Here is a 26,235-nt window from a genome sequence, read left to right as displayed (position 1 = left end):
AGATGTCGTCCCGCTGACCGGCGCTCACGGCGATCCGGCTCCCGATGACCGGGACGCGCGCTGCGCCGGGCATCGGAGCCGGGACCACCGGCCCGCCACGACCGCGGAACCGGTTGCAGGCAGGAGTCGAACACCGTTGACACGGTGGGTTCGCGGTGGTTGAGTTGTTTTACAGCGTGTAGCCAAAGGGTAGCTTTGCAGACCGTCGAAGTGCCTTGTACAGGGCTGTCGCGTCATTCGCCGAATCAGGTATCGACCATGATCATTCTCGGAATCATTCTCCTCGTCGTCGGTTTTCTGCTGAATATCCACATCATCTGGATCATCGGAATCGTGGTCCTCGTCATCGGTCTGGTGCTGCTGGCCATGGGCTCGATGGGCCGTGCCGTCGGCGGGCGACGCCACTACTACTGACGCCGGTGCCGGCCGCATGCCGGAACGCCCCAGCGAGTTCGAGGAGTCGAGATGAGTACCACCACGATCGTCGTGATCGTTGTTGTCGTGGTTGTGGCGATCCTGGTCATCGCCGCGCTTGCCCGGGTGGCCGTGGCTCAACGTAAGGAACATCGTCGCGCGGAGGCCGCCCAGATCCGCGAGAAGGCGACCGAGCGTTCCCACGAGGTCGGCCGTCGCCAAGCGCTCGCCGACGAAACCGCGGCCAAGGCGCGAGCGGCGTCCGCCGAGGCCGATATCAAGGCGGCGCAGGCGGCAGGTCTGAAGGAAGAGGCAGCCGCTCACCACAACGAGGTCTCGACCTCGCGCGACGAACTCACCCAGGAGTTCCACCGCGCCGACAAGGTCGATCCGGATGCGCGAACCCCCGAGTCCGGAAAGGACGCCGAGCGCGGCCGCACGTCCGGAGCCGATGCTCCGCGCAACGATGCTGCGCGAAACGACGGCCCGAGAAACGTTGCTCCGCGAAACGACGTCCCGAGAAGCGGCCCCACCGAGGGCCGCTGACCTCTGCCGCCGTCACCGCGCAGACCGGTGCGCTCATCGCCCCCGCAGTGCGCGGTGGGCGCGCGGCCAGAACTCGAATCCGGCGGTGGCCAGGCCGCCGAGGCCGATCACCAGCACCGCCGCATCGACGCTGGTACGTCCTTCGCGTGCCCAGTAGACGTCCTCGAGATCCAGCAGCAGCGCAAGTTCGTCGACGATCAGGGCCGAACCGGCGCCGTAGGAGGTGGCCACCACCGGATGCCTGCGGGTGCGCTCGGTGCCGCGCAACGCCACCATCCCGACCGCCGCGAGTGTCGCGATCCCGAGGTTGTAGTGGTGAAAATGCTTGCCGCCCAGACTGATTCCGCCACCGCTGGGTCCGTGGCCGGCGCGGATCCAGTGCGTGAGGGCTCGCGTGGTCCCGAAGGTCGCCGTGAACGCGGCCCACGCCCACACCGCCGACCGCTCGCCGGGCCCCAGCGTCTCCCTCCATGCCCGCCGCACCTCGCGGCCTCGATGCTGGGCGGTGGCCAGGGCGCTCCTGCCGTCTCGATCGGTCACCCTCTCATGGTCGTCCGGCGACGCGGTCCCCATGCGGGATTCGGCAAATTCCCAGAGAACCCGTCGGAGTGCGCATCGGCTGGTCCGTGCCGGTAGAAACCGGGCACCGGCGGACATACGATCGAAGCAGTGCCCGAGCGGGCCGAGCAGGTGGCGAATGGGAGCACCGCATGAACGACCATCCGGAACACACGCCCCGGGTCACCGCTTTCCCGCGCATCGACGGCTATGCGTTCATCTCCGATTCCGAGGTCACAGCCCTGATCGCGCCCAGTGGCGCCATCGAATGGATGTGCTTGCCCCGCATGGATTCCCCCAGCGTCTTCGGCGCGATCCTCGATCGCTCCGCCGGGTCGTTCCGGTTCGCGCCCGACGACATCGCGACCCCGGCCGATCGCCGGTACATCCCCGGCACGATGGTCATGGAGACGAGCTGGCGCAGTGGCGAAGGATGGGCAACCGTGCGCGACGTCCTGCTCGTCGGCCCGTGGCGGCACCAGCAGCCCGGTCGCAGTGCGCACCGCCGCGCGCCCACCGACTACGACGCCGAACACATTCTCCTGCGCATCGTGCACTGCGAGACCGGGCAGATCCAGTTCGTGCTCGACTGCCAGCCCGCCTACGACTACGGGCGGGCGCGGGCCACCTGGGAATACCTCGACAGCTACCACCTGGCCCAGGCCGACGCCGACGGTGTCGATCTGCCGTTGCGGCTGACCACCGATCTGCGCTTGGGCATCGAGGGCTCGCGCGCGGTCGCCCGCACCCTGCTCAAGAGTGGCGACACCCGGTTCTGTGCGCTGTCGTGGGGCAGCCGGGAGGCTCCCGAAACCGTCGACGAGGCCAATCGGCGCCTGGTCGGGACCGTCCATCACTGGCGGCACTGGCTGGCCGGCGGCCGGTTCCCGGATCATCCCTGGAGCGCCCAGCTCACGCGCAGCGCACTGACCCTCAAGGGCCTGACCTTCGCCCCGACCGGCGCCATCGTCGCCGCACCGACCACCTCGCTACCGGAAACCCCTGGCGGAGAACGTAATTGGGACTACCGCTACACCTGGGTCCGGGACTCGGCCTTCGCGCTGTGGGGCCTGTACACGCTGGGCTTCAACTGGGAAGCCAACGACTACTTCTCCCACATCATCAATCTGGCCGAGAACGCCGAGGACATGCAGATCGTCTACGGCATCGGCGGCGAAACCGACCTGCGCGAACACACCCTGGACAACCTGCGGGGCTACGAGAACGCCGCCCCGGTGCGGGTCGGCAACGACGCGTATCGCCAACGCCAGCACGATGTCTGGGGCGCGGCGCTGGACTCGGTCTACCTCTACGCCCGCCATCAGGATCAGATCGACGCGCGCACCTGGCCGCTGCTGCGCTGGGCGGTCAAGAGCGCGCTCGCGGTGTGGCGCGAACCCGACCACGGTATCTGGGAAGTGCGCGGCAAGCCGCAGCACTTCACCTCCAGCAAGGTCATGTGCTGGGTCGCCGCCGACCGGGGCGCACGACTGGCCCGCATCCACCAGGACTTCGAACGTGCCGCCCGCTGGCAGCGTGCCGCCGACGAGATCCGCGCCGACGTATGCGCCAACGCCGTCGACTCGCGGGGGGTGTTCACCCAGTACTACGGCAGCACGGCACTGGACGCCTCGACGCTGCTCATCCCGCTGGTCCGCTTCCTTCCACCCGACGACGAACGCGTCCGTAAAACGGTGCTCGCCATCGCCGACGAACTCACCAGCGACGGACTCGTCCTGCGCTATCGCACCGACGAAACCGACGACGGGTTCGCCGGGGCCGAAGGCACATTCACGATCTGCTCGTTCTGGCTGGTGTCCGCACTCTCGGAAATCGGTGAGAATCACCGCGCCAAACAGTTGTGCGAAAAGTTGCTCGGCTACGCCAGCCCGCTTGGCCTCTACGCCGAGGAGATCGACCCGGTGACGGGCCGGCACTGGGGCAACTATCCCCAGGCGTTCACGCATCTGGCGTTGATCAATGCCGTCATGCACGTCGTCCGGGACGAGCAGATCGAGTTGCGTAGCGCACTCGGGGGAGAGTCCATCGCCCCTCGCCTCGACGACGGCATGCTCACCGGCGGATACATCCATATCTAGGCTGGGGTGGTGCGGCTGGATCACGCGACTCTCGACGCCCGCCTCGAGGCCATCGCCCGGGAGCCGTTTCGGGCGAAGTTCCACCTGCGTGCGCCCGAGGTGGAGTTCGTCGCGCTGCGCGGCATGACGGTGGTGCGTGAGCACGCCGCCGATCTCATCGGCAAGCGGCTCGCACCCGCTCATCCGGCCAAGGATGGCAAGCAGACTCCCTGGGGCGGTCATCCGGTCTTCCGCGCCCAGCACGCCACCGCCACCTGCTGTCGCGGCTGTCTGCAGCGCACGCATGGCATCGCCAAGGGCCGCGAACTGTCCACGCGGGAGCGCGAATACGTCGTGGACATCGTCTGCCGCTGGATCGAACTGGAGTGCGCTCGCCGGTAGGGAAGTGAACGTCACCGGTTCGATGCGCGCTGGACGGGTACGTGGCCGGTATGCCCCGTTCCTTGAAGCGCGCCGTCAGTACGCCTCTGCTGTACTTCTTCATCCTGGGCGACGTGCTCGGAGCGGGGGTCTACGTGCTGATCGGTTCCGTCGCTCAGGCATCGGGTGGTGCGGTGTGGTTACCGCTGGCCGTCGCGCTCGGCATGGCCACCCTCACCGCGGCGTCGTATGCCGAACTGGCGACGAAGTATCCCCGGGCGGGCGGCTCCGCGCACTATGCGACGCGGGCGCTGGGACCGGCCGCCGGCTCACTGGTCGGCTTCTGCATGCTCGCCGCGGGTGTGGTGTCGGTGGGAGCACTGGCCCGGGCGTTCGCCGGTGACTATCTGCAGGCGCTCGTCTCCGCGCCGACCGCGGTGGTCATCGTCGTCTTCCTGATCGCGCTCGCGGCGCTCAACATCCGCGGGATCAAGGAATCGTTGCGCGCCAATGTGGCGGCGAGCCTGGTCGAGCTCAGCGGGCTGGTGCTGATCATCGCCCTGGGCGCGTGGATCCTGCTGCGCGGTGACGCCGACCCCGGCAGGCTCACCGAGATCGGGACCGCGGAACACGGTCCGGTCGCGGCAGTGCTCGCGGGGACGGTACTGGCCTTCTATTCCTTCGTGGGGTTCGAGACTTCGGTGAATCTCGCGGAGGAGGTGCGCGATCCGCGGCGGTCCTACCCGATCGCGCTGTTCGGTGCCCTGCTCACCGCCGGGGTGGTGTATGTGCTGGTCGGTGTGGTCGCCAGCGCCGCCGTCCCCACCGCCGAACTGGCCCGGTCGAGCGGCCCGCTGCTCGAGGTGGTGCGCCGCGCCGGTGGCGTGCCCGACCGGTTGTTCAGTGTCATCGCCCTGGTCGCCGTCGCCAACGGCGCATTGCTGACCGGCATCATGGCCTCGCGGCTCGCCTACGGCATGGCGCGCGACGGGCTGCTGCCGGCGGTGCTCACCCGGCTGCTTCCCGGCCGCCGCACTCCCTGGGTGGCGGTGGTGGTGACCTCGGGGGCATCCATCGCCCTCGCACTCACCGGGGAGGTCGCGGTGCTGGCCGAAACCCTGGTCCTGCTTCTGCTCGTCGTCTTCGCGGCGGTCAACTGCTCGGTTCTGCTCGAGCGCCGCCATCCCGTCGATGCCGACCACTTCCGTGTCCCGACGCTCGTTCCCTGGCTGGCGCTGGCCTCCTGCCTCTACCTGTTCACCCGCATCGACGCCGAGATCTGGGCGCGCGGCCTGATCCTGGTCGGCTTGGGCGCCGTGCTCGCGCTGGTGAACGGCCTGCGTACCCGCCGCGCCCACCCGGAATCCCGCATCACGCAGGCCGTGAAGACGATGCGTCCCTGATCCCCGCTCGGTGGCAGCCGAGGGGGCATTCCTGTCACACGATCGGCAACCGTTGACTTCACGCTGAGCGAATATCTGGTGTTCACGGCCGCCGGGAGTCACGATCCATGCGCACATGTGAATGTCCGCACTTACTCCGACGAAGGGCGCGATCATGACCGTGACAGATGAGCTGCTGGCCAACAACGCCGGCTACGCGGCACAGTTCAGCGGGCCGCTTCCGCTGCCGCCGAGCAAGCACGTCGCCGTGGTGGCGTGCATGGATGCGCGGCTCGACGTCTACCGCATCCTCGGGCTCGAGGAGGGGGAGGCCCACGTCATCCGCAACGCGGGCGGGGTGGTGACCGACGACGAGATCCGTTCGCTGGCCATCAGTCAGCGGTTGCTGGGCACCACGGAGATCATCCTCATCCACCACACCGACTGCGGCATGCTGACCTTCACCGACGACGAATTCAAACGCGGAATCCAGGACGAGACCGGCCTGAAACCAGGCTGGGCGGCCGAGGCTTTCGACGATCTGGATGTGGATGTGCGCCAGTCGATCCGGCGCATCGAGGCCAGCCCGTTCGTGACGAAGACGACCTCACTGCGTGGCTTCGTCTTCGACGTCGCCACCGGCAAACTCCAAGAGGTTCTCGCCTGATCCCGCATCCGACCGCCTATTCGGCGCAGCCGCGCGATCCCTTCACCCCGGACACGGCCGGATCCGCCACACCGATCTCGAGGCGGACCCGATCCTGATAGAAGCCGATGTGGTCCCGGATCAATGCCACCTCCGGATAGGGATCGTGGTACTCCCACGCGATCGGTTCGTCGCTGTCGTTCGGGCGCCAATACCGGGCCCAGCCCTTGAAGGGGCAGCGGGAGGTGAGCTGTTCGTCCAGGGTGAGCAGGTCGAAGCGGATATCGGCGACCGGAATGTAGAACACGATCCCGTGGTCCTGTTCGGCGACGAGCAGGCTCGCGGTGGTCTCGGCCAGTACCCGATCGTCGTGCAGGACGCGGACCAGATTGCGTATTCGCCGCACGTCGACGCGATAGTCGGGCCAGTCGGCGAAGCCGGACGATTCCATGTGTTCCTCCGAATCTGTTCCCCGAGTGCGGGTGGTCAGAGTACGGTGCCGGCGCTGGTGCGGGCGGCGGTATCGGCGGACCGGAACGCCCGCACCATCGCGTGCACGCTGTAGGACGCCATCAGCCGTCCGTCGGCGGCGTGTACCTGTCCTTCGCTCTGGGCGTGGCCGCGTCCGGCGTAGACGACGCGGGTGCTGTACAGCAGCCACCGTGTCACATCCGCATCGTCGTGAAAGGTGATGGTGGCCATGGTGATTCCGGTCGAGATCGCGGAATGGGCCATCGATTCACCGTAGCCGGGATGCGGGCGCAACGCGGCGGCCACCGTCCAGTGCGCACACGATTGCGCCAGCAGCGCCGCGTGCAGATGATCGGCCTCCGGCGCGTCGCGGTATCGCGTCCACACGAACAGTTCCGGAGGACCGACGTGTCCGGGGTCGGGACTGTACCCGTCGCCGGCCACGCGTATGTCCCGGCCGTCGACCTCCGTGCCCGGAATATCCAGCGACGCCAGCTTTTCCGGTGGTTCGACCCTCGGCATCGGCGCGGCTGACCGGATCAGATCGGGTGCGCCGGCGTCCAGCAGTACGGTCCCCGCGCACCGCAGGGCGTCGTCCTGCCGGATCCGGACGTGTGCCGTGCTGTAGGTGCGACCCGAGTGCAACACCTCGACGTCGACGTCCAGCGGTGCGTCGTGGGCGGCGACCCGCGAGAAGATCATCGACGCCGACACCACCCGCTGCCGGGGTACCTCCTTGGCGGCCGCCACGATGGCGTCGCCGAGCATCTGGCCGGCCTCGACGACGTTGCGGGCGGTCGGACCGTGGGCGGGGGCGACGTAATGGCCTGCGCCGCAGGGCCGTACGTCCATGAGGCGCAGCAGCTCGGCTTGGCTCCACGGTGGCCCGCCCGGGCCTGCTCCGGCGTGCGGATCGTCGACCATCGGACCTCGCGTATATGACGTTCTCGCTATCGGAGAGTCATACTATCAAAGGGTCGTACTCCGCATCACGAGCTCCGCTGCAACTCGGCCAGCGCATCCGCGAGGTGTGTGGTGAGGTCCCAGACGTCGGGAACGGCCTCCGGGCAGGCAACGATGCCGAAATCGAGGTGTCCGTCGTAGGACATCACGGTGATGTTCAGGCTGCCGGACAGCTCGGTGAGCACGGAGACCGGATAGCTGGCCAGCACGCGAATACCGTTGAGATACAGCGGCATCTGCGGTCCCGGGACATTGGAGACGATCAGGTCGACCAGGGGGAGGGTGGGGGCGGCGGCGCGCAGCAGCGCCCGCGTCGGCAGGCCGTGCAGGGCCGGTGTGAGCAATGTGGTCAGTTCGTGCAGCAGCGTCGGTGGCTGTTTGCCGAATCGGTCCTTGGCCACGAGCAGATTGTTGTGCAGCAATTTCAGCCGGGCGTGCGGATCGTGCTCACCGATCGGCAGCGGGGACAGCATGAGCGAGAACTGGTTTCCCGCGGTGCCGAACTGCTCGGGCGTGCGCACCGAGACCGGGATCGCGGCCAGCAGCGGCCGGTCGACGGGGATTTCGCGGTCGAGCATCCAGTTGCGCAGCGCCGAGGTGCACAGGGCCATCACGACATCGTTGACCGTGCCGTCGATCGACTTCTTGATAGCCTTGACCGCATCCAGGGGCAGCGAGGTGTAGGCGACGCTGCGGGTCGTGGTGAGCGGGTGGTTGAACGGCACGGCGTCGTGTTTGGCGCGGAAGGCGTCCCGGGTGCGCAGCAGGGTCGGGACCGCGTCGAGCGCGGCGCGCGTGCGGGCCGATTGGCGGGTCACCGCCCTGCGAGCGCTGCGGGCCAGCATCTCCACCATCGACGGCGTGCGGTCTCGGCGGATGCCGGCCTCGGGAGGCGGTGTGGGCGTGGGTGTTTCGGAGATGTCGAGGATCGCCCCCATGATCTCCGCCGCCGACACGCCGTCGATCACCGCGTGATGCACCTTGGTGTAGACCGCCTGACGGCCGCCCGAGAGTCCGGAGACCAGGTGGCATTCCCACAGCGGGCGTGATCGGTCGAGCGGCTGGGCGTGGCGGCGGGCGACATAGTCGGCGAGGTCGGCGTCGGTGGCCCCGTCGGGTAGTCGCACCGCGCGCACGTGGAAACCGAGGTCGACGGTGGCGCAGTCGTCCCAGTACGGCTCGTCGAGGCCCAGTGGCACGGTGCGCACCCGGCGGCGCAGCGGCGCCACCAGGTGCAGCCGGGCGGCGAACAGCCGCCGCAATGTGCCGACGTCCAGGGCGCCGCGCGGCGCATGGCCCGAGTCGAGCAGCATGACGGCGCCGATATGCATGGGCGCCGAGGCGGTTTCGCTGTCCAGTAGATGCAGGTCCAGGGCGCTCAACTGCCGCGGCGGTCCGGATTCCGCCGCGGCGGGGATCGTCGTCGACGGCGGCGTCGCCGCGGGCTGCGGTGCGGTGGCCAACGATTCGCCCGGCGTCCGGACATGGACGGTGGTCCCTTCCGCGTGCGAGACGGTGCTGTGCGAGACGGCCATCGTTACCTCCCGGGGGAACGGTCCGGGGCGGGCACCGGCGGCACGGTGCACCGGATCGAGCCCGGACAGCTGTGTGGCGCCTCGGCGAGGCGCGGGACGGTGTTCGCACGGCGCTGGTCGAACGACGAGTCGTCTCGATGTGCGAGACGTGGCTGCGAGTCTAGGGGCGATCGCGGCCGCCCGGGCTGCGCCGAGAATTCGAGCCCGTAAATTGTGTGCAAACACCCGATGTGGATCGGCCCGCACCGACGGCACCCACCCACGTCTCGCGATGCGTCACGCAGCGTCGCTCGGCCGGGTACGATGGGTAAATGCCTTCGCGCAGCGTGCATTTCGTGGGGAGCTTCCCCGCCGCGAGTACGCATGAGGCGATGCGGGCGATGGCCGACAGTGCCGGTCCGCTGTTACAGACCCTGCCCACCGGTGAGACCCGCCGGTACGAGTACTACGTCCGGCCGATTTTGGAAGATCTGGTCGCTCAGGGCGCGCTCGAGGTCACCCGGTCGGGGGAGTGGCGGACTCGGCGCGATCGGCCTCGATACCGGGTACCGGAGGGCCGGACGGCGACCGGGGACGGGATGGACCTCGGCTATTCCAGGGAAGCGACCGAGGCGCTGCCGATCTTCTCCGCCGTGCGCGCCGAACTGGGCCGGCCCGAACTCGCGTTGCAGATCGGCATGCCGACCGATCTCACCCTGGCGTTCGTCGCATTGGGGCCCAAGGGAATTCGCTCCGAACGCACCGCGTTCACCGAGGCCACCGCCCGAGAGATCGCCGCCATTGCGCGGACGGGCGGCGACGATGTCGTCATCCAGCTGGAGGCCACCGCGGAACTGGTGGCGATGGCGCTGACCCAGCCCGCGCACCGCGTGGTGGAGCGGCTGCTGGGCTCGGGCCGGGGAATCGCGGCGCTGGCCGCCGCGGCCCCGGAGGGCACCCGGATCGGCGTGCACCTGTGCCTGGGCAGCCTGCACAACAAGGGCGTACCGCTGCGCACCGCCCGGCCGTTCGTCGACCTGGCCATTTCCGTTGCGCGGCAATGGCCCTCCGGACGCACGCTGGAGTACGTCCATGTTCCGTTCGCCGCGGGCGACAGACCGCCGGCTGCGGAGTCCCGGTTCTACGCGCCCCTCGCCGATCTGTCCCTCCCCGCGGGCACCCGCTTCTACGCGGGTGTCGTCCACGACGTGCCCACCGAGGATGAGCAGCGAAAGACGCTGCACACCATCGAGAATGCGCTGGGCCGCCGCGTCGACGGCGTCGCCTGCGCCTGCGGGCTCGGCCGTCGTCCCCGTGCCGTCGCGGACGCGCTCATGGCGCGCGCCGTGACACTGGCAGGTTCGTGACGGGCGGACCGTCGTCTAGCCGGCTTTGTTGTAGGCCTCGACGATGTCCTTGTGGATGCGGCCGCGGCTCGAGATCTCGTAGCCGTTGTTGCGCGCCCACTCCCGGATGGCGGCGGTCTGCTCGCGGTCCGGGGTCGTGCGGGCGGTGCCGGACTTGACGGCGCCCTTGCGGTTTCGGCCGACCTTGCGGGCGGATCCGGTCCACTGCTCGAAGATCTTGCGCAGTTTCTCGGCGTTCTTGGTCGACAGGTCGATTTCGTATTCGACCCCGTCGATGCCGAAGTGCACCGTCTGGTCGGCATCGGACTTGCCGTCGTAGTCGTCCACCAGCTCGACGATGACCTTCTTGGCCATGAAAACCCACCCTCCACTCAGCTCTTATGTGACGCGGCGAAAATGCTAATCGAGTTGGCGAGAGCGTCGTTGAGCAGGGTGAGAACAGTGGCTCGCGGGTCGGTTCGCGTCACGGGCGGAAGATCGCGCGCACGCACCCTTCTCGTTTGTTCTTGAACAGGTCGTACCCGCGCACGGCGTCCTCCAGCGGAAGGTCGTGGGTGATCAGATAGGACGGATCGAGGTCGCCCTGCTGGATGTAGTCGAAGATGCGGCGGACGTAGCGCTGGCCGTGCTGTTGCGCGCTGCGGATCGTGAGGCTCTTGTTGGTGACGACTGCCATCGGGAACTTGTCGGTCAGACCGTAGATGCCCAGCACCGACACCACCCCGCCCTTGCGGCAGGCGAGGATCGCCTCGCGCAACGGTGTGGCGCGGTCGGTTTCGAGGCGCAGGAGTTGTTTGACGCGGTCGTAGGCGTGCTGCAGTCCGGTGCCGTGCCCCTCCATACCCACCGCGTCGATACAGGCGTCGGGACCGCGGCCGCCGGTCATCTCGGCGAGGGTGTTCTGCACGCTGTCCACCGCGGTGTAGTCGACGGTTTCGGCGTCGAAGTGCTTGTGCGCCAGCGCCAGACGTTCGCGATAGCGGTCGATCACGATCACGCGTTCGGCGCCGAGCAGCCGCGCCGAGTGCCCCGCCATCAGTCCGACCCCGCCGCTGCCCCAGATGGCGACCGTATCGCCGGGGGAGATATCGCAGAATTCGGCGCCCATCAGTCCGGTCGGCACGGCGTCGGAGACGAACAGGGCCTGTTCGTCGGTGATCTCGGCGGGGACGGGGAAGCAGTTGACATCGGCGAAGGGGACACGCACGTATTGGGCGTGGGAGCCCTGGTATCCGCCGAAGGGGTGGGTGTAGCCGTAGATACCGGCGGTCGGGTAGCCGAGCACAGGGCGTTGCAGGTGCGCGTTCGGGTTGGTGGTGTCGCAGGCGGCCCACAGGTCGTGTTCGCAGAACCAGCAGGAGCCGCATCCGATGAACGAGGGCACCACCACCCGGTCGCCGACGCCGCGGTGGGTGACCTCGGAGCCGACGGCGACCACCTCGCCGACGAACTCGTGGCCGAAGACGTCACCGTGGCGCATTCCGGGCAGATAGCCGTCGATGAAATGCAGATCCGAGCCGCAGGTGGTGGTCAGGCGGACCGCCACGACGGCGTCGTGCGGGTTGACCACCGAGGGGTCGGGCACGGTCTCCACGGCGAGATCGTTGACCCCGTTCCAGCACAGTGCGCGCATGAATCGTTCCTCTCCGTCCGGCTCGTTATCCGTCCGAGGTGGCACGCGCGCTGGGATTTCCCGCGAGGGTCGGTATCTCGCCCGTCTGCAGCAGCGCCCGCGCGCGGTAGAGCGCCGCGAACGCGGCGGTGTCGGTGAGTATGTCGGGCAGCGGCGCCCGCACGGAGAGGGTCACTTCGGTCCCGAGCCCCTGCGGCGCGTCCCGGAAGTTCAGCTGCAGGTAGGTGCCGGCCGCGGCGTCGCCGGTACCGGTGAAGCGCAGCATGCCCGGCTCTTCGGCGAGTGTCGTTGTCCAGGTGACGTTTTCGCCACCGTCCGGACCCAGCCGCCACACATATCGGGTGCCGTCGGCACCGTCGTCTCGGGCGCCTTCGGAACTGTCCACCGAAGCCATCTCCCCGAACACCCGGGAGAGCAGTCGCGGATCGTGCCAGAGCTGTTCGACCTCCGCGCGCGGACGTCCGATCGTCACGATCTGCGGGTGCCCACGACCCGGCGCCGCGCCGACAGCCTTCGTGACGCCGACAGCTTTCGTGACCACGGCGTCGAGCCGATCCATGACCGCATCGGTGACATTCATCCGGGCCTCCTCGCCGGTCGCTTCGCTGGCGAGCTACCCGGCGCCGCCGGGGGTAAACGCCAATTGCCGGAAGGTCGCGGAGTGGTCGCAACGGTCTCGTTCGCAACTTTTCCGGGTGGTAAGGTCTCGCGTCGCGGTGTCGTCACCACGGGTTCCGGATCGGCCGAGGGCCCGTGAGTCCTACCGAATTTTCCGAAATGTCTTTCTTTCACAAGGTTGCTGAGCTAGGTTCTCCGCTACGCCGGACACTCGGCGGATGAGAAAGTCGGAGGAACACCGTGGAATTTCTTGGCTCTGTCGCCGGCATCCTGCAGATGGTGATCGGCACCATCCTCGCCAACACCGGTTCGGGTGGCTCCGGCTCCGGTTGGTGATCGTGACGGATTCGGCTCGCTACCGGCGAGCCGAATCCACCGCGCGGGTGGCGGCGTCGCCGAGTCGTTCATCGGGCGAATTCTTCAGGGGCCCGGGTCGTTCACTGGTCGAGCGCGTGCTCCGGTTGGCAGACGTGCATCGGTGACGGCAGGTACCGGACCATCGCGTCCAGCAGTGCGGCGGTGTCGTCGGTGCGCGGCGACGCATCGCACAGGACGGGCACGACATCGCCGATCCGGGTGAGGCGGCGGATCCGGTCGTACAACTGGTGCGGCGGCAACTTTCCGGTGTTCGGCACGCCGGGGCGTGCGGTGTCCTGCGCCAGCACCGCGTCGACGAGTTCGTGATACCGCTGCTCGGCGATCGGCCAGTGAGTGCCGAAGAATTCGACGGCCATCGGTTCGAGTGCCCACATCGGGATCAGATCGATGACTCCCTCGAATCCGGCCCCGATACCGAGTGGAATCTGCACCGTCAGCGGCACCGCTCCGCGCGTGGCGGCGACAGTGCGCACGCAGCGGCCGAAATCCGCGGCGCGATGGTCGAGTCCGTGTACCAGGCACAGGCGGGCGACCTGATGGTCGTCGGCCACCCGCAGAATCGCCTCGAGTCGCGCGGCGCTCGCCGCGGCCGCGTTCATCAGCGCGACCACCCCGTCGGCCGTCCGCACGGCCCGTTCGAGTTCCGCGATCGGCGCGTGGGTCGACAGCTCGGTCAGGCGAACCGTGTGCTCGACGCGGTCGGTCACCCAGTCGACGGTGACCGCTGAGTGGGACCCGTTTCCGGCGGGCCGGCGGCGCAGCCGGTCGATGAGCGCCGCCGTCTCCCCGGGGTCCCCGACGATCGTGACGTTGCGAATCGACTGCGGGTCAATGATTTTCATGCCCATCGCGGTGTGGTACTCCAGATCGACTCGAGGGTGGGGGCCATCCTCGATCCGGTCACACCGTACCCGGGCGCGCGCATCGGCGGAGCGGATTTCCTCGCCAAAATAGAACGTGTTCCTATATCGTCGGCGCTGTGCAGAAAGAACAACGCCCCGCCGTGGAAGGCTGGTTCACTGCGGACGACGGCACCGTACGTCTCCAGGGAAGTCGCTGCGAGGTCTGCGGCACACCGTACTTCCCGCGGAACACGCTGGCCTGCCGCAACCCGCAGTGCGCGAGTCCGAAGGACGGATCCGAACTGGTCGAGTATCCGTTCTCCACGCGAGGCCGGATCTGGTCGTACGCGGACGCCCGCTACAAACCGCCCGCACCCTATGTCTCACCGGATCCGTTCGAGCCGTACATCGTCGCGGCGGTGGAACTCGAGGAAGAGCAGATGGTGATTCTCGGGCAGGTCGTGCGCGGCCTCACCGTGGACGACCTGGCCGTCGGCATGCCGGTCGAGCTGACGCTGGGCGTGCTGTACGAGGACGAGGAAGCGGAGCACACGGTGTGGATGTGGAGGCCGGTCGATGCCTGACAACGATCGCGATATCGCCGTCCTCGGTGCGGGTATGCACCAGTGGGGCAAATGGGGACGCAATTTCGTCGAATACGGCCTGGTAGCGGCGCGGGCGGCGCTGGCCGATGCCGGCGTCGACCACCGCGACGTCGGCTACATCGCCGGCGCGGACACCATCCGCAACGGCTACCCCGGATTCGTGTCGGGTGCGACGTTCGCCCAGGCGCTCGGCTGGTCCGGCGCCCGGATCTCGAGCAGCTACGCCGCCTGCGCCTCCGGTGCCCAGGCCATTGCCAACGCGCGGGCCCAGATCCTGGCCGGGCTGACCGATGTGGCGCTGGTGGTCGGTGCGGATGCCGCCCCGAAGGGGTTCTTCCAGCCGGTCGGCGGTGAGCGCCGCGACGATCCGGACTGGTTGCGTTTCCATCTGCTCGGCGCCACCAATCCCATCTACTTCGCGCTCTACGCGCGCCGGCGGATGGCGCTGCACGGGGCCACGCTCGACGATTTCGCCGCCGTCAAGGTGAAGAACGCCAAGCACGGCCTGAACAACCCTTATGCGCGCTACCGCAAAGAGGTCGCGGCCGAGGAGGTCGCGGCCTCCGCGATCGTCTCCGATCCGCTGCGACTGCTCGACATCTGCGCCACCAGTGACGGCGGCGCCGCGCTGGTGCTGACGTCGATGGACTACGCCCGCCGCCACGGTATCGCCGATCCGGTCCGCATCCGGGCGCTGTCGACGGTCACGCCGACCTTCCCGAAGACCGTTCTCGATCTGCCGGATTTCGCGACCGACTCCGCGGTGGCCTTCGATGCGCCCTCGCGGTCGTTCCGGTCCGCGATCGCGGATGCCGCCTACGAGGAGGCCGGACTCGGTCCCGCCGACCTGTCCTTCGCGGAGGTCTACGACCTGTCCACCGCGCTGGAGCTGGACTGGTACGAAGACATCGGACTGTGCGAGATCGGCGGCGCCGAGGAGCTGTTGCGCAGCGGCGCAACCACTCTGGGCGGTCGCGTGCCCGTGAATCCCAGCGGTGGCCTGGCCTGCTTCGGTGAGGCCATCCCGGCGCAGGCGATCGCGCAGATCTGCGAACTCACCTGGCAGTTGCGTGGCCGGGCCGACGGTCGTCAGGTGGACAACGCCCGCGCCGGTATCGCCGTGAACCAGGGCCTGTTCGGCCACGGTTCGGCGATCATCGCCACCCGCTGAACCCCGCTCCGCTCACGAAAACCCGGGTCACACCCGGGTTTTCGCGTATCCGGGCAGGTTCGTGGTCCGGCTCGCTCAGCCCCAGGTGGCATGGTCCGGCACGGTGGAGGTGAAGATCACGTAGAAGTGCTGGCCCGGCAGCAGTTCGTTGATGTCGTGCCAGCGGCCGGCGGGATCGCGCTGGTAGTAGTGCTCGATGCCGGTGCCGTCGTCGTAGCAGACGATGCCGGCGGTGCCGAACGGACTCCAATACACCTCGGCGCCCGGTCGCGGCGGTTCCAGCGGGGTACGGAACTGCTGGCTGCACGGGGTGATCACCGGATGGTAGATGCTCGGCTGGGCGGCCGCACTCGGCGCCAGTGCCGCGAGTCCGGCGGCCGAGATCGCGGCGGCGGTGAGTGCACGGCGGACGGTGAAATTCGGCAATTCTGCTCCTCGCCGGTCGGAAAAGAGTTCACTGGCCTGTGTCGGCAACCCTACGGTCTCCCTCGTGTGATGAAAAAGTGGTTTGGCAGGCCGAGATCTGGGTTTTCGGTAGTCAGCTGTGATCTTGGGGGACGAGGAGTGAGCCGCATGCCGAGTAACAGAGATTCCGTATTCGTCGACGATGAAGCCGTGGCCTCGATGCCCGCCGAACAACCGGCGGCGGTGAGCTGGCCGGACCCCAGCCCTCTGGATTCATGGTGGAACGATGTCATGGGCCTGTCGGCCGACCCGCCCCGCCCCGCCGCCTGACCGGACGACGAGATTCCCAGCGCCGCAGGGATTTCGAAGCAGATCGCCCCGGTACGCGTGGCGGCGCGAACGGCTACCGCGGCCGTTCGGCGCCGCGTCCTTCGCGGCTGCCCCGGTAGGCGCTGCGCCGGATGCGAGTGATGAACCGCGGGGCCAGCGCGACGCCCGGCGGAGAATGCAGGGTCGGGTCGACGGCGTCCTCGGGAGGTGGGGCGACGGTTTCGGCGGTGAGCCGCAGATTCGCGAACGGTTCTTCCGGCCCGTTCAGTCGCCCGGCCGTCAGTGTGAAACCGAGGCCGTGTGTGGTCGTGTATTCGCGCAGCGTAGCCAGGGAGGCGTCGGCGGGTTGATCGGTGTCCGGCCGGGCGAATATCCACTGCGGGGCGCCGCCGTCGAACCGGTAGGCCATCAGCGTCCCGTAGGTCGCGTGGCGCCACGACGGGACGGGTATCGCGAAGAATCGGGTCAGCGTGCCGGTGGGCGTGGACGCCAAGGCGAGGTCCCAGCGCCCGCCGGGGGTCCGCACGCGCAGACCGATTCCCACGGCATCGGGCAGGTGTCCCGGCATGCCGAGGGCTTTGGACAGGCGAACCTCGACGTCGCGTTCTCCGTCCCCGAAGTACTTCTCGAACGCCGGGGCGGGGCGCAGGTGCCCGCTGAACCAGAGTCCGCGCGGATGGAAGACGCGGGCGCGCCGGGCGCGGGCGACCAGCTCGAAGGATTCCTCGACCAGGCGTTCGGCTTTCACAACTCGTCGCCGGTGCGGGGGAAGGGGAGAACCTGGGTGGCCTCGGGACCGCCACAGGTGTGAGTCACGGTGAAGACCACCGCTTGACCAGGGCTGAGCGTCTTGTATCCGGGCATGTCGATCGTGCGGTAGTCGACGAAGACCGCGTCGCCGGTGGCGCTGGTCAGGTAGCCGAACCCCTTCTCGGAGTTGAACCACGCCACCTGTCCCCGCTGCCAGTCGGGCAGCTTCTCGTCGACCTGCGCGAGATGCGGATCCGGATGGGTGCGGTGCTCGGCGGGAACAACGGCGGGGGTCCAGGTCACGGTCATGCGCATACTCATTCCGGTCGCGGTGCGGGCGGGCAACTGGCCGGCGGCCGGTTTCCCGGCGCCGCCACCCGCGATACCCGCCCGTACCGAGACCAAACAATCACCTCAGCACCTGGAGGTGCGCCGACAGCCAGGGACCGCCGACGCGTACTCCCGCGTCGGCAGTCCGTGGAGGTGGCTACGTCAGCCGGCCGGTGCCGGTTCGCGTGCGGTGAGGAACTCCGCGATCGCGGGATCGACCGCGTCACGGACCTGAATCCTCCTGGGCAGCAGGCCGTTTGCGTGCAGCAGGTCGGCGGCGTGCTGTTGTTCGTCGAGGAATTGCTCGGTGACCGGGCCGAGGCCGAACGGGCGGCCGCGCAGCGCGGCCTCCCAGGCGTCGAGGTCGGCGGTGCCGCCGCGGGCGACGATATCGTCGACGAAGTATTGCGCTGCGGCGCGGGGGTTTTCGGCGATCCAGGCGTCGGACTCCCGCAGGGCGGTGATGATCGCTTCCAGGGCCGGGCGGTGGGCTTCGGCGAAGTCGCGGCGGGTGAACCACAGCGAAGGGTGGCTGAAGACGGATTCGGTGTCGACGAGGGTGTGCAGCGGGGTGGCGGCCTCCACGGCGGCCAGGCCGGGATAGGCGCCGACCCAGGCGTCGAGGCTACCGTCGAGCAGCAGGGCGCCGCCGTCGTGCACGTCGGTGTCGACCGGTTCGATGTCGCCCCAGCCCAGCCCCGACCGCTCCAAGGCGAACAGCAGCAGCGTGGTCTGCCAGGAACCGTGCGCGATGCCGACCCGCTTACCTTTCAGATCGGCCACCGATTCGATACCGTTGCCGGCCTTGGTGACCAGCCGGCCGTTCTCGATGCGCGGGCCGGAGATGCCGACGTAGACGATGTCGCGGCCGTTGCCGAGCGTGGTGATCGGCGGCGTGAAGCCGGTACCGATGAAGTCGTAGCCGTCCGCGTCGAACAAATAGTCCGAATGTACCGATGGCAGCGCGGTTTTCACGTCGGCGCGGGGCGGCTGGGGCAGGGCGCGCAGGTCCACCCACTCCACGTCGGGCAGTGCGCGTTCCAGAATGCCGCGGTGACGCAGGACGAACAGCGAATTGTTGTGCGGGAAGTAGCCGACACGAACGGTCATGGTTTGCTCCTCGGGAAAGTGGGGAAGGGGTCAGATCAGCCCGCGGCGGCGGGCCTCGTCCGCGAGCCCGGTGCGCCCCCACTGCACCGCGAGATTGGACTTGTCGAATTCGACGGAGCCGCCGAGTGTTTCGGCGATCGCCTGGTACTGCGCGCCCTCTTCGAGCAACACGACCAGTTTCGCCAGCTCCAGCAGCCCGGCACGCCCGATGACGTTCGCGCCGCCGTTGGCCTCGAAGATGGCGATGAGGTCGGGGTCGCGGGTCAATCGGCCGAGGATGAAATCGCCCGCGCCGATGCTGCGATCGATATGCGGCGGGATCTCGCGCGACAGGGTCAGTCGCTGGACGGCGGCGTAGCGGATCGGGAAGACGCGGTGGGTCTGCGCCCAGCCACCCAGCCAGGGGCTGTGCACGTGCACCACGGAAGTGATCTCCGGGTGGGCGCGGAACACCGCGGCGTAGCCGGTGACGAAGCCGGCGGAACCGGTGCCGGACAGTACTTCTCCGTCGAAAGTCGCGACCACGGGTCGCACGGTGCGATCGTCGGCCCAGGGGCCGGGCTCGTTGAGCGCTACCGCGATGTCGTGGCCGGGCACACGTTCGACGAAGTTGACGGTCCCGTTGCCCGCGACGGTGCCGGTCTCGCGGAACACCCGGAACGCCTTCTCGGCGTCGCGGGTGGCGGCGGCGACGAATTCGGTGACGGTGGCGTCGAGCCGGATTTCGGTGGTGGTCACGATTCTCCTAGTGGGCGTGCGTCAGTGCGGGGGTGGCATCGGGTGTGGTCAGGCGGGATCGGCCGAGCAGCGGTAGCACTTCCTCGCCGACCCGGTAGGCCTCTTCCAGATGCGGATTGCCGGCGAGGATGAAGGCATCGACCCCGAGGTCGATCAGCTCGTCGAGGCGCTGGGCGACCTGTTCGTAGCTGCCGACCAGCCCGAAGGCGGGCCCGCCGCGGATCAGGCTGAATCCGCACCAGACGTTGGGTTGCACCTCCAGATCGCGGTAGCCGGTAATGGTTTCGGGGACCCAGCCCTTGATCCGCGCCGCGCCCACCGAATCGCCCTGGGCGGCGCGGTTGGCGGCCTCGCGGTCGACGAAGGCCCAGCCCTTGCGGATCTCGTCCCACGCCGCCTCTTCGGTGTGCCGGGCCAGGATGTCGATACGGACCGCGAATTTCGGTGTGCGGCCGAGCTTTTCGGCATGGGCGCGAACGCCGTCGAATTTGGCGCGCAGGTCGGCGAAGGGCTCCAGCCAGGACAGGTAGTAGTCGGCGTGGCGTCCGGCGGCCTGCACCGCGGCGCCCGAGGACCCCGAGAAGTACACCTCCGGGAACGGTTGCCCGGCCAGGCCCGGCGGCAGGGCGGCGGCCTCGGTGTGGAAGAACCGGCCGTCGTGGGTGTACGGCCGCCCGTCCCACACCCCGCGCAGCACGTCGAGGAATTCGCTGGTGCGGGCATAGCGGTCGTCGTGGGAAACCTTGTCGCCCCACCACAATTGGGCCGGGCCTCCGCCGCCGCTGATGATGTTGTAGACGAGCCGTCCGCCGGTGGCGCGCTGCAGACTGGCCGACATGCGCGCGGCCTGCACCGGGTGCAGGAAGCCCGGCTGGAAGGCGACCATGAAGCGATAGGTGGTGGTCTCGCGGGCCAGCGCGGCGGCGAAGGCCCACGGATCCTCGGTGACCGGGAAGGAGGGCAGCAGCCCGCCCAGGAATCCCGCGGATTCGCTCGCTCGCGCGACGGCGGCGACGTGATCGATATAGCTGTACCCGTCGAGTTCACCGCCGCGCACGGCCGGGGCGATATTGCCCGGACCGTAGCCGCCGGCGTTGCCGCGGTTGTAGCGGCGTGGCGTGCGCAGCGAGGCGTGGTCGCCTTCCATACCGATGCGCCAGTAGATGTCGATCGTCACAGCGCGACCTCCTTCAGGGTGCGTCCGGCCGGATCGGCGAGGAACAGCAGATGCTCACCGGCGCGATGCACCTCCTCGATGTGCGGATGCCCGGACAGCACGATGGTGTCGAAACCCGTTGCGGCGTAGACCTGCAGCTGCCGGGCCACCTGCTCGTAACTGCCGACCAGGCCGATGGCCTGCGGATAACCGAGCAGGTCGAATCCGGCCCAGCGGCCGTCGCCCAGGGCCAGCGATCGCGCGCCCGGCCCGTCCGGGCGCACCTCACGCCATTGCCGTTCCGCTCGCGCCCAGGCCTCGTCCTCGGTCTCGCGCGCGATGACCGGGATCTCGAGTCCGGCGCGCACGGTGCGGCCGATCTCGCCGGTGCGGGCGCGCAACGCGGCCAGTTGTTCGCCCGGGCCGTCGGGGGATTCGGTGAACACGTGCACATCACCGTGACGGGCCGAGAGGTCCAAGGCCTCGGGTGAGGTGCCGGACAGGTACACGGCCGGGAACGGCAGACCCGACAGCACGCCGCGGAAACCGCCGTCGATCACGTCGTAGAAGTCGCCCGCGACATCGAATCCGGTGCCCCGGAACCCGGCCGCCGGCACCGGATCGCGGTTCCACACGCCGCGTGCGACGGTGAGGAATTCCGCGGCGCGCCGGTAGCGGTCGGCGCCGGACACCCGGTCGCCGCGCGAGCGTGCCTCCGCCTCGTCGGTGTCGACCGCCAGTCGCCAGCCCAGCCGCCCCGCCGACAGGCGCTGCAACGTCACCGACATCTTCGCCGCGTAGACGGGAGTGCCGAAGGCGGGCTGGAATTCGACGATCACCCGGCTGTGCCGGGTGGCGCGCAGGGCGCCGCCGGCGACGATCCAGGATTCCTCGCCCAGCGGATCGTAGGGCGCGAGCACGCCGTCGAGTCCGGCCAGTTCGGCGGCGTCGATCACCTGGTGCAGATCGCCGAAACCGCCACGTTGCCGCAGTTCCGGTCGCGCGCGGCGGCCGTCACCGCGGCTGGGCAGCCGCCACAGGTATTCGGTCATGCCGCCGCCCGTCCGGCCGCGACCAGCTCCCGCGCCCGGGCCAGCGGCTCCGGCGCGACCCACGATTCGAGATCGAAGTCGGTGGCGAGGAAGCCGTGGGTGTAGAGGAACTGTTTCTGCACGCCCAGCAGCTCCAGCCGTTCTTCGTCCAGGCTCGGATGCAGGTTGCGGTGGAAGTCCTCCCCGTAGGCTGCCACGACTCCGGCTGGGCCGGACAGGGTTTCGCGTTGCAGCACCGCGCGGACGCCGTCGAGATTGTCGCCGGCCCAGTCGGCGGCGCGCAGACTCTGCGCGAGGAAGTCGACCACCACCTCGGGCCGGGTGTCGAGCAATTGCTGATGCACGGTGATGGGCCGCGGGGTGCCGTTGTTGACGCGCAGCCGTTTGCTGTCGGTGGCATCGAGGTCCACCGCCACCCGCAGGCCGTGCTCGGCGGCGACCTCTTGGGCCCGGGCGCCCTTGACGTAGATCGCGTCCACCTCGCCGCGCAGCAACTCCTCCGCGCCCCAGGTCACGCGGCGATCGCGCTGCTGAATATCGGTGCGCACCTGCGGATCTCGTTCCACGTCGAGTTCGACGACGGTGACATCGGCGAGGGTCAGACCGCCCAGCCGCAGTGCGTTGCCGAAGCCGTGCAACGCCATGGCGCGCGGGAAGCTGCGGGCCTGATCCTGCGCCCAGGCCGGAATACCGATGCGCAGACCGGCCAGATCGGCGGGGGAGGCGACCGGGGAATCCGGGCCCACCAGGATGGCCTGCGATTCGTCGATCCAGGTGAGGCCGATGAGCCGGGTGGGCGAGCCGGCGGCGCGGGCCGCCAGCGCGGGCACGTTGCCGCCTTCGCGCACCAGGCCGGCCAGCCCGTGGTCGAAGTGGAATCCGGCCAGTTCCGGTCCGGCGTCCTGCAGGACGCCGAAGGTGAGGCCGCCGCGCTGTGCGGCGTCTCCGAGCCAGCCCAGGCTGTGCGCCAGACCGCTGGCGGTCGGGACGGGGCAACGGGTGTACCAGAGGGTGTCGGTCATGAAAAGCTCCGTGGTTCAGGGAATCCGGTGGTGGTCGGTGGTGTGGCCGACGCCGAGTTCGGCGAGCAGAGCCGCCTGATAACGCAGGGCGGCGGGGTCGGTGCGGTCGCGCGGCCGGGGCAGATCGATATCGATGTCGACGGCGAAGCGGCCCCGGTTCAGGACGAGGACCCGGTCGGCCAGCCGGACCGCCTCGTCCACGTCGTGGGTGACCATCAGCACCGCGGGGCGATGCCGCTCCACCAGGTCGCCGACGAGGTCCTGCATCTGCAACCGGGTCAGCGCGTCGAGCGCGGCGAACGGTTCGTCCAGCAGCAGCAGTTCGGGCTCCCGGACCAGTGCGCGCGCGAGTGCGGCGCGCTGGGCTTCGCCGCCGGACAGGGTGGCGGGCCACTGCCGCGCCTTCTCGTCGAGTCCGACCTCGGCGAGGGCGCGCAGGCCCGCCTCCCGGACCGGCTTGGAACGGCGTTGTCCGACAACGACATTCGCCAGCACACGCTTGGACGGGATGAGCCGTGGCTCCTGGTAGACGGTGGTGCGGACGGCCGGAACCAGCACGTCGCCGGCATCCGGAGCCTCCAGGCCGGTGAGCAGTCGCAGCAGCGTCGTCTTGCCGGTGCCGCTGGGCCCGAGCAGCACGACGAACTCGCCGCGGCGGATGCTCAGATCGACGCCGTCGAGAACGACCTTGTCGCCGAAGGCTTTTCGCAGTCCGGTGATGTGCACGGCCAGCGGTGCGGCGGTGCGGGGTTCGTCCACGGCGGTCATCGGATCGCCACCTGCCCGCGCCACGGCATCGCGAAGCGTTCGATCAGCCGCACCGCGCCGTCGAACACCAGGCCCAGGACGGCGTAGAGCACGACGCACAGCACCATGTAGTCGGTGCGGTTGTATTCCTGCGCGAGGGTGACCAGATAGCCCACGCCCTTGCTGGTGCCGACCTGTTCGGCCGCGATCAGGCCGGTGATGCTGATGGACAGGCAGACACGCAGCGCCATGAGGATACCGGGCAGCGCTGCCGGCAGGATCACCTCGAGCACCAGTCGCGGGCCGGTCAGCCCGAAACCGCGGGCGGCCTCCACCACCTTGCGGTCCACATTGCGCACGCCGAGATAGGTGTAGGCGTACATGGGCGCGACCGTGGCGACCGCGATGAGCAGCACCTTGTACAACTCGTCGATGCCGAACCAGGCGATGAACAACGGCACCAGCGCGAGGAACGGGACCGCGCGCACGATCTGCATCGTCGAATCGACCAATTCCTCACCGAGACTCGACAATCCGGCAGCCAGGCCGAGCAGCAGCCCGGCCGAGACGCCGAGCCCCACACCCAGCCCGGCGCGGACGAAGGAGGCGAGCGCGAAATCGACCAGCTGACCGTTGTGCACCAGTTCGGTGAACGCCGACCAGACCTTCGGCGGGCCGGCCAGCACCTCCGGCGACAGCGTGCCGGTGGCCGACCCGACCCACCAGCCGGCGAAGATCAGCACCGGCAGCAGGAAGCGCAGGGGCACCGAAAGCCATGCGGGCCTGCGTTTCTCGACCCTGCTGCGCGGCGGTGCGAGCCGGCCCGTCGATACGGCGGGAACGATGACGGCGGTCATGTCAGCGGCCCGTTTTCAGCGCGGCCAGCTGGTCGGGGGTGAGCTTGGCCTTCAGGTCGTAGAAGATGTCGGCGGCGGTGATCTTGCGGCTGATCACACCGTTGCCGACGAACAGGTCGACCACGTCGGCGAGGTCGGCGGCATCGGATTCCAGCGGCAGGCGTGGCACGGTGGCTTCGCTGTCCACCCGGATCGCGTCGGCGAGGCGGGCGCCGGTCAGCGCGCGCGGGCCGGTCTGCTCGAAGACGTTCTCGAACGCGGACGGATTGTCGTGCTGCGCAACGGTCAGTCCCTGCAGCACCTCCAAATATTTGGCCGCGATCTCGGGGCGCTTGTCGAGGATCTCGGTGCGGAAGACCACCACCGTGTTGTCCTTGGAGCCGATGCTCTGCTCGGTCGCGATCTCCACACCACCGTTGGCCTTGGCCTCCTGATAGGGCACCAGGAACGAGGCCCAGGCGTCGACCTTGCCGGTGGCGAAGGCCGAGGCGGCGTCCTTCTGCTGCAACGGCACCCGCGTCACCTTGTCGGCCGGCACGCCCGCTTGGGCGAGGGCCTTCAGCAGGATGTATTCGCCCTTGCCGGCCGGGTTCACCGCGACGCGCTTGCCGGCCAGTTCGGCGACCGAGTGGATGCCCGATTCCTTGGTGGCGATGATGCCGCTCTGGTCCTTACCGGCCGGATCCTGCACCGCAACGATGCGGACCGCGACATCCTTCGACAGTGCCCCCACGACCGGGCTGAACGCGGCCCCGGAGATATCGAGTTGCTTGGTGTTGAACAGCTTGAGCATGGAGCTGAAACCCGGTGTGGTGTTGACCCATTCGACCTTGGCGCCCAGCGGAGCCAGGGCCTTGTCGAACGTGCCGTCGCGTTTGGCGACCGCGAGCGGACCCGCGTTGCCGGGGTCGGCCACCTTCAACACCAGCTGTGATCCGGCCCCGGATTCGGTCGCGGATCCGGAGCCACACGCCGCGACCAGAGCGACGACGGGGGCGAGCGCGAGCGCGAGTCGCCAACCGTGTGGCCTGCGCGTGCGGAACATCGTGGAGCACCTCTTCCGAATCGGGGACCGAAGTCGAGTGATATCCAGCGACAGTAGGGACGGACGGACCTCGTTACGAGGTAATGCTTTCCGAGGATCGGAAGGCTTGACGAAACCTCGGCTCCGGGTGTATTCCGGCGCACGAGTCCTCTGTACTGGCCAATCAGCCTGATCGACGCGACTTTTCGCGCAGCGTGATCCGAAGTCGGTGCGGGTTAGGTTTCCGAATAGTGGAATGAACGAGGGGGTGCGGGCGTGCTTCCTGTGTTACCGTCCCCGGCGTGGAAGCCTCCGGAGTGCAGACCGTCACCCGCGCGCTGTCGGTCCTCGACTGTTTCCGTGACGGCGACGAACGCGGCGTATCGGAAGTCGCCCGTCAGCAGGGCTTGGCGGTGAGCACCACCCACCGCCTGCTCACCGCGCTGGTGCAGGCGGGCTTCCTGGAGAAGGACGAGGCCTCGAGCCGCTATCGCATGGGCGGCGCGCTCGCCGAATACGGTCAGATCGCCTACCGCCAGCACCGCATCTATCTCGCCGAGCCGAGCCTGGAACAGCTCGCGGCGACCACGGGCGCCAGCGCGTCGGTCGCGATCCGCCACAGCATTCATGCCGTCCTGCTCGGCACCAGCCGCTGGCGGGAGACCGACGGACATCGGCTGATGGGAGTCCGCCTGCCCCTGCACGCGAGCGCGCTGGGCAAGGCCCTGCTCGCCTGGTCGGGCGCCCCCGACGAGGTCCTGGCCACCCTCACCTACGACGAGGGCACCGCCCGGTCGGTCTCCTCCCCGGGCGAACTCCGTGCCGAACTGGATCGCACGCTCGCACGCGGTTACGCCTACAACGACGAGGAACTGGATCCGGGATTTCGGACCATCGGCCTGCCGATCCTCACCCGCGACGGCGACTGCCGTTTCGCGCTCGGACTGCGCGGGCCCACGGCGCTGATGATCCCCCAGCGACTCCCGTTGTTCGTCGAGCTGGCCAAGGTGACGGCCGCCGACATCGCCACCCGCTTCGAGGCCGGCTGAGCGGATCTTCCCCGAACCGCTGCCGGTGCGTGGCGAGAGCGCTATCGTCGCTGCCAGGTCGCCTTTGCCCATTGATTGCCGGTTGTGTGCACCTGCCC

At 68.8% G+C, this 26,235-nt stretch carries 30 protein-coding genes; 11 read left to right on the top strand and 19 right to left on the bottom strand.

Annotation, left to right across the window (positions count from 1 at the left end):
* Positions 1-258 precede the first annotated feature (258 nt).
* Together NK1_RS34965 and NK1_RS11365 are read left to right on the top strand one after the other, a co-directional pair.
* A complete protein-coding gene (locus NK1_RS34965; RefSeq protein WP_167354251.1) occupies positions 259-414 on the top strand; it encodes a DUF6131 family protein in 156 nt (51 codons plus the stop codon).
* A gap of 51 nt (positions 415-465) precedes the next feature.
* Positions 466-960: a hypothetical protein gene (locus NK1_RS11365; RefSeq protein ID WP_063905967.1), complete on the top strand. Its 495-nt coding sequence runs from the start codon at positions 466-468 to the stop codon at positions 958-960.
* A gap of 33 nt (positions 961-993) precedes the next feature.
* On the opposite strand, the gene NK1_RS11360 is transcribed toward NK1_RS11365, so the two are convergent.
* Positions 994-1,500, bottom strand: coding sequence for a hypothetical protein (locus NK1_RS11360; protein WP_245660445.1), 507 nt, complete (start codon positions 1,498-1,500; stop codon positions 994-996).
* A 170-nt stretch (positions 1,501-1,670) separates the two neighbouring features.
* On the opposite strand from NK1_RS11360, the gene NK1_RS11355 reads away from it, so the two are divergent.
* From NK1_RS11355 to NK1_RS11340, 4 genes are all read left to right on the top strand, one after another.
* Complete coding sequence (locus tag NK1_RS11355; protein ID WP_063905966.1) at positions 1,671-3,617, top strand: glycoside hydrolase family 15 protein; 1,947 nt, start codon at positions 1,671-1,673, stop codon at positions 3,615-3,617.
* A 9-nt stretch (positions 3,618-3,626) separates the two neighbouring features.
* Positions 3,627-3,998, top strand: a complete 372-nt coding sequence (locus NK1_RS11350; protein ID WP_245660444.1) for a DUF4186 domain-containing protein — start codon at positions 3,627-3,629, stop codon at positions 3,996-3,998.
* Between the two features lie 50 nt (positions 3,999-4,048).
* Positions 4,049-5,380 carry an APC family permease gene (locus tag NK1_RS11345; RefSeq protein ID WP_063008509.1) on the top strand — a complete coding sequence of 444 codons (1,332 nt, stop codon included), beginning with the start codon at positions 4,049-4,051 and terminating at the stop codon, positions 5,378-5,380.
* A 154-nt stretch (positions 5,381-5,534) separates the two neighbouring features.
* Positions 5,535-6,026 carry a beta-class carbonic anhydrase gene (locus NK1_RS11340; RefSeq protein WP_063008463.1) on the top strand — a complete coding sequence of 164 codons (492 nt, stop codon included), beginning with the start codon at positions 5,535-5,537 and terminating at the stop codon, positions 6,024-6,026.
* Positions 6,027-6,042: 16 nt separating this feature from the next.
* Here the strand turns inward: NK1_RS11340 and NK1_RS11335 are convergent, their stop codons facing one another.
* From NK1_RS11335 to NK1_RS11325, 3 genes are all read right to left on the bottom strand, one after another.
* The gene (locus tag NK1_RS11335; protein WP_063008462.1) at positions 6,043-6,456 is read right to left on the bottom strand and encodes a DUF427 domain-containing protein; all 414 of its coding nucleotides are present in this window, start codon (positions 6,454-6,456) and stop codon (positions 6,043-6,045) included.
* A gap of 35 nt (positions 6,457-6,491) precedes the next feature.
* Complete coding sequence (locus NK1_RS11330; protein ID WP_063008461.1) at positions 6,492-7,400, bottom strand: acyl-CoA thioesterase; 909 nt, start codon at positions 7,398-7,400, stop codon at positions 6,492-6,494.
* A gap of 65 nt (positions 7,401-7,465) precedes the next feature.
* Entirely contained in the window at positions 7,466-8,974 is a 1,509-nt protein-coding gene (locus tag NK1_RS11325; protein WP_084460772.1) for a WS/DGAT/MGAT family O-acyltransferase, read from the bottom strand.
* A 311-nt stretch (positions 8,975-9,285) separates the two neighbouring features.
* Between NK1_RS11325 and NK1_RS11320 the strand changes: the two genes are divergently transcribed.
* Positions 9,286-10,320, top strand: coding sequence for a uroporphyrinogen decarboxylase/cobalamine-independent methonine synthase family protein (locus tag NK1_RS11320; protein ID WP_063008460.1), 1,035 nt, complete (start codon positions 9,286-9,288; stop codon positions 10,318-10,320).
* A gap of 15 nt (positions 10,321-10,335) precedes the next feature.
* On the opposite strand, the gene NK1_RS11315 is transcribed toward NK1_RS11320, so the two are convergent.
* From NK1_RS11315 to NK1_RS11300, 4 genes are all read right to left on the bottom strand, one after another.
* Positions 10,336-10,674 (bottom strand): histone-like nucleoid-structuring protein Lsr2, encoded by a 339-nt coding sequence (locus tag NK1_RS11315; RefSeq protein WP_063008459.1) that lies wholly within the window; start codon positions 10,672-10,674, stop codon positions 10,336-10,338.
* A 109-nt stretch (positions 10,675-10,783) separates the two neighbouring features.
* The gene (locus tag NK1_RS11310) at positions 10,784-11,953 is read right to left on the bottom strand and encodes a zinc-dependent alcohol dehydrogenase (protein ID WP_063008458.1); all 1,170 of its coding nucleotides are present in this window, start codon (positions 11,951-11,953) and stop codon (positions 10,784-10,786) included.
* Between the two features lie 25 nt (positions 11,954-11,978).
* Positions 11,979-12,533 (bottom strand): SRPBCC family protein, encoded by a 555-nt coding sequence (locus NK1_RS11305; protein ID WP_063008457.1) that lies wholly within the window; start codon positions 12,531-12,533, stop codon positions 11,979-11,981.
* A 475-nt stretch (positions 12,534-13,008) separates the two neighbouring features.
* Complete coding sequence (locus NK1_RS11300) at positions 13,009-13,791, bottom strand: hypothetical protein (protein ID WP_245660443.1); 783 nt, start codon at positions 13,789-13,791, stop codon at positions 13,009-13,011.
* A gap of 137 nt (positions 13,792-13,928) precedes the next feature.
* Between NK1_RS11300 and NK1_RS11295 the strand changes: the two genes are divergently transcribed.
* Entirely contained in the window at positions 13,929-14,375 is a 447-nt protein-coding gene (locus NK1_RS11295) for a Zn-ribbon domain-containing OB-fold protein (RefSeq protein ID WP_439955938.1), read from the top strand.
* Entirely contained in the window at positions 14,368-15,567 is a 1,200-nt protein-coding gene (locus tag NK1_RS11290; RefSeq protein ID WP_063008454.1) for a lipid-transfer protein, read from the top strand. Before NK1_RS11295 ends, NK1_RS11290 begins: the two co-directional genes overlap by 8 nt.
* A 75-nt stretch (positions 15,568-15,642) precedes the next feature.
* On the opposite strand, the gene NK1_RS11285 is transcribed toward NK1_RS11290, so the two are convergent.
* Complete coding sequence (locus NK1_RS11285) at positions 15,643-15,993, bottom strand: hypothetical protein (RefSeq protein WP_063008453.1); 351 nt, start codon at positions 15,991-15,993, stop codon at positions 15,643-15,645.
* 147 nt (positions 15,994-16,140) lie between these two features.
* On the opposite strand from NK1_RS11285, the gene NK1_RS34410 reads away from it, so the two are divergent.
* Positions 16,141-16,302, top strand: coding sequence for a hypothetical protein (locus NK1_RS34410; protein WP_157104213.1), 162 nt, complete (start codon positions 16,141-16,143; stop codon positions 16,300-16,302).
* A gap of 73 nt (positions 16,303-16,375) precedes the next feature.
* On the opposite strand, the gene NK1_RS11280 is transcribed toward NK1_RS34410, so the two are convergent.
* The 10 genes from NK1_RS11280 to NK1_RS11235 all read right to left on the bottom strand — a co-directional run bounded on the left by NK1_RS11280 (position 16,376) and on the right by NK1_RS11235 (position 25,109).
* On the bottom strand, positions 16,376-17,050 hold the full coding sequence (locus NK1_RS11280; protein ID WP_063008452.1) for a hypothetical protein: 675 nt from the start codon (positions 17,048-17,050) through the stop codon (positions 16,376-16,378).
* Positions 17,047-17,457, bottom strand: a complete 411-nt coding sequence (locus tag NK1_RS36025) for a cold shock domain-containing protein (protein WP_281189151.1) — start codon at positions 17,455-17,457, stop codon at positions 17,047-17,049. Before NK1_RS36025 ends, NK1_RS11280 begins: the two co-directional genes overlap by 4 nt.
* Before the next feature lie 87 nt (positions 17,458-17,544).
* A complete protein-coding gene (locus NK1_RS11270; protein ID WP_063008451.1) occupies positions 17,545-18,492 on the bottom strand; it encodes an ABC transporter substrate-binding protein in 948 nt (315 codons plus the stop codon).
* 30 nt (positions 18,493-18,522) lie between these two features.
* The gene (locus tag NK1_RS11265) at positions 18,523-19,230 is read right to left on the bottom strand and encodes a class II aldolase/adducin family protein (RefSeq protein WP_063008450.1); all 708 of its coding nucleotides are present in this window, start codon (positions 19,228-19,230) and stop codon (positions 18,523-18,525) included.
* A 7-nt stretch (positions 19,231-19,237) separates the two neighbouring features.
* On the bottom strand, positions 19,238-20,407 hold the full coding sequence (locus NK1_RS11260) for an LLM class flavin-dependent oxidoreductase (RefSeq protein ID WP_063008449.1): 1,170 nt from the start codon (positions 20,405-20,407) through the stop codon (positions 19,238-19,240).
* A complete protein-coding gene (locus NK1_RS11255; protein ID WP_063008506.1) occupies positions 20,404-21,438 on the bottom strand; it encodes an LLM class flavin-dependent oxidoreductase in 1,035 nt (344 codons plus the stop codon). The genes NK1_RS11260 and NK1_RS11255 overlap by 4 nt, the downstream gene beginning before the upstream one ends.
* Positions 21,435-22,460 carry an ABC transporter substrate-binding protein gene (locus NK1_RS11250; protein ID WP_063008448.1) on the bottom strand — a complete coding sequence of 342 codons (1,026 nt, stop codon included), beginning with the start codon at positions 22,458-22,460 and terminating at the stop codon, positions 21,435-21,437. The genes NK1_RS11255 and NK1_RS11250 overlap by 4 nt, the downstream gene beginning before the upstream one ends.
* Before the next feature lie 15 nt (positions 22,461-22,475).
* Positions 22,476-23,228, bottom strand: coding sequence for an ABC transporter ATP-binding protein (locus NK1_RS11245; RefSeq protein ID WP_063008505.1), 753 nt, complete (start codon positions 23,226-23,228; stop codon positions 22,476-22,478).
* On the bottom strand, positions 23,225-24,064 hold the full coding sequence (locus tag NK1_RS11240; protein ID WP_063008447.1) for an ABC transporter permease: 840 nt from the start codon (positions 24,062-24,064) through the stop codon (positions 23,225-23,227). The genes NK1_RS11245 and NK1_RS11240 overlap by 4 nt, the downstream gene beginning before the upstream one ends.
* Position 24,065: 1 nt before the next feature.
* Positions 24,066-25,109, bottom strand: a complete 1,044-nt coding sequence (locus NK1_RS11235) for an NrtA/SsuA/CpmA family ABC transporter substrate-binding protein (protein WP_063008446.1) — start codon at positions 25,107-25,109, stop codon at positions 24,066-24,068.
* A gap of 281 nt (positions 25,110-25,390) precedes the next feature.
* On the opposite strand from NK1_RS11235, the gene NK1_RS11230 reads away from it, so the two are divergent.
* Positions 25,391-26,137 carry an IclR family transcriptional regulator gene (locus NK1_RS11230; RefSeq protein ID WP_063008445.1) on the top strand — a complete coding sequence of 249 codons (747 nt, stop codon included), beginning with the start codon at positions 25,391-25,393 and terminating at the stop codon, positions 26,135-26,137.
* The last annotated feature ends 98 nt before the right edge of the window (positions 26,138-26,235 follow it).

The sequence above is a fragment of the Nocardia kruczakiae NBRC 101016 genome, from assembly GCF_001612965.1.
Lineage (GTDB): Bacteria > Actinomycetota > Actinomycetes > Mycobacteriales > Mycobacteriaceae > Nocardia > Nocardia kruczakiae.
The sequence above is the reverse complement of the archived record's forward strand: the minus strand, read 5'-3'. Positions and strand labels throughout refer to the sequence as shown.

Bases quoted from the DNA above. Each gene is read 5' to 3' on its own strand.
- NK1_RS34965 (WP_167354251.1), top strand. From the start codon at position 259: ATGATCATTCTCGGAATCATTCTCCTCGTCGTCGGTTTTCTGCTGAAT.
- NK1_RS11310 (WP_063008458.1), bottom strand. From the start codon at position 11,953: ATGCGCGCACTGTGCTGGAACGGGGTCAACGATCTCGCCGTGGAGACC.
- NK1_RS11255 (WP_063008506.1), bottom strand. From the start codon at position 21,438: ATGACCGAATACCTGTGGCGGCTGCCCAGCCGCGGTGACGGCCGCCGC.
- NK1_RS11270 (WP_063008451.1), bottom strand. From the start codon at position 18,492: ATGACCGTTCGTGTCGGCTACTTCCCGCACAACAATTCGCTGTTCGTC.
- NK1_RS11300 (WP_245660443.1), bottom strand. From the start codon at position 13,791: ATGAAAATCATTGACCCGCAGTCGATTCGCAACGTCACGATCGTCGGG.
- NK1_RS11330 (WP_063008461.1), bottom strand. From the start codon at position 7,400: ATGGTCGACGATCCGCACGCCGGAGCAGGCCCGGGCGGGCCACCGTGG.
- NK1_RS11250 (WP_063008448.1), bottom strand. From the start codon at position 22,460: ATGACCGACACCCTCTGGTACACCCGTTGCCCCGTCCCGACCGCCAGC.
- NK1_RS11315 (WP_063008459.1), bottom strand. From the start codon at position 10,674: ATGGCCAAGAAGGTCATCGTCGAGCTGGTGGACGACTACGACGGCAAG.
- NK1_RS11335 (WP_063008462.1), bottom strand. From the start codon at position 6,456: ATGGAATCGTCCGGCTTCGCCGACTGGCCCGACTATCGCGTCGACGTG.
- NK1_RS11325 (WP_084460772.1), bottom strand. From the start codon at position 8,974: ATGGCCGTCTCGCACAGCACCGTCTCGCACGCGGAAGGGACCACCGTC.
- NK1_RS11345 (WP_063008509.1), top strand. From the start codon at position 4,049: ATGCCCCGTTCCTTGAAGCGCGCCGTCAGTACGCCTCTGCTGTACTTC.
- NK1_RS11240 (WP_063008447.1), bottom strand. From the start codon at position 24,064: ATGACCGCCGTCATCGTTCCCGCCGTATCGACGGGCCGGCTCGCACCG.
- NK1_RS11355 (WP_063905966.1), top strand. From the start codon at position 1,671: ATGAACGACCATCCGGAACACACGCCCCGGGTCACCGCTTTCCCGCGC.
- NK1_RS11290 (WP_063008454.1), top strand. From the start codon at position 14,368: ATGCCTGACAACGATCGCGATATCGCCGTCCTCGGTGCGGGTATGCAC.
- NK1_RS11235 (WP_063008446.1), bottom strand. From the start codon at position 25,109: ATGTTCCGCACGCGCAGGCCACACGGTTGGCGACTCGCGCTCGCGCTC.
- NK1_RS11340 (WP_063008463.1), top strand. From the start codon at position 5,535: ATGACCGTGACAGATGAGCTGCTGGCCAACAACGCCGGCTACGCGGCA.
- NK1_RS11320 (WP_063008460.1), top strand. From the start codon at position 9,286: ATGCCTTCGCGCAGCGTGCATTTCGTGGGGAGCTTCCCCGCCGCGAGT.
- NK1_RS34410 (WP_157104213.1), top strand. From the start codon at position 16,141: ATGCCGAGTAACAGAGATTCCGTATTCGTCGACGATGAAGCCGTGGCC.
- NK1_RS11305 (WP_063008457.1), bottom strand. From the start codon at position 12,533: ATGAATGTCACCGATGCGGTCATGGATCGGCTCGACGCCGTGGTCACG.
- NK1_RS11245 (WP_063008505.1), bottom strand. From the start codon at position 23,228: ATGACCGCCGTGGACGAACCCCGCACCGCCGCACCGCTGGCCGTGCAC.
- NK1_RS11365 (WP_063905967.1), top strand. From the start codon at position 466: ATGAGTACCACCACGATCGTCGTGATCGTTGTTGTCGTGGTTGTGGCG.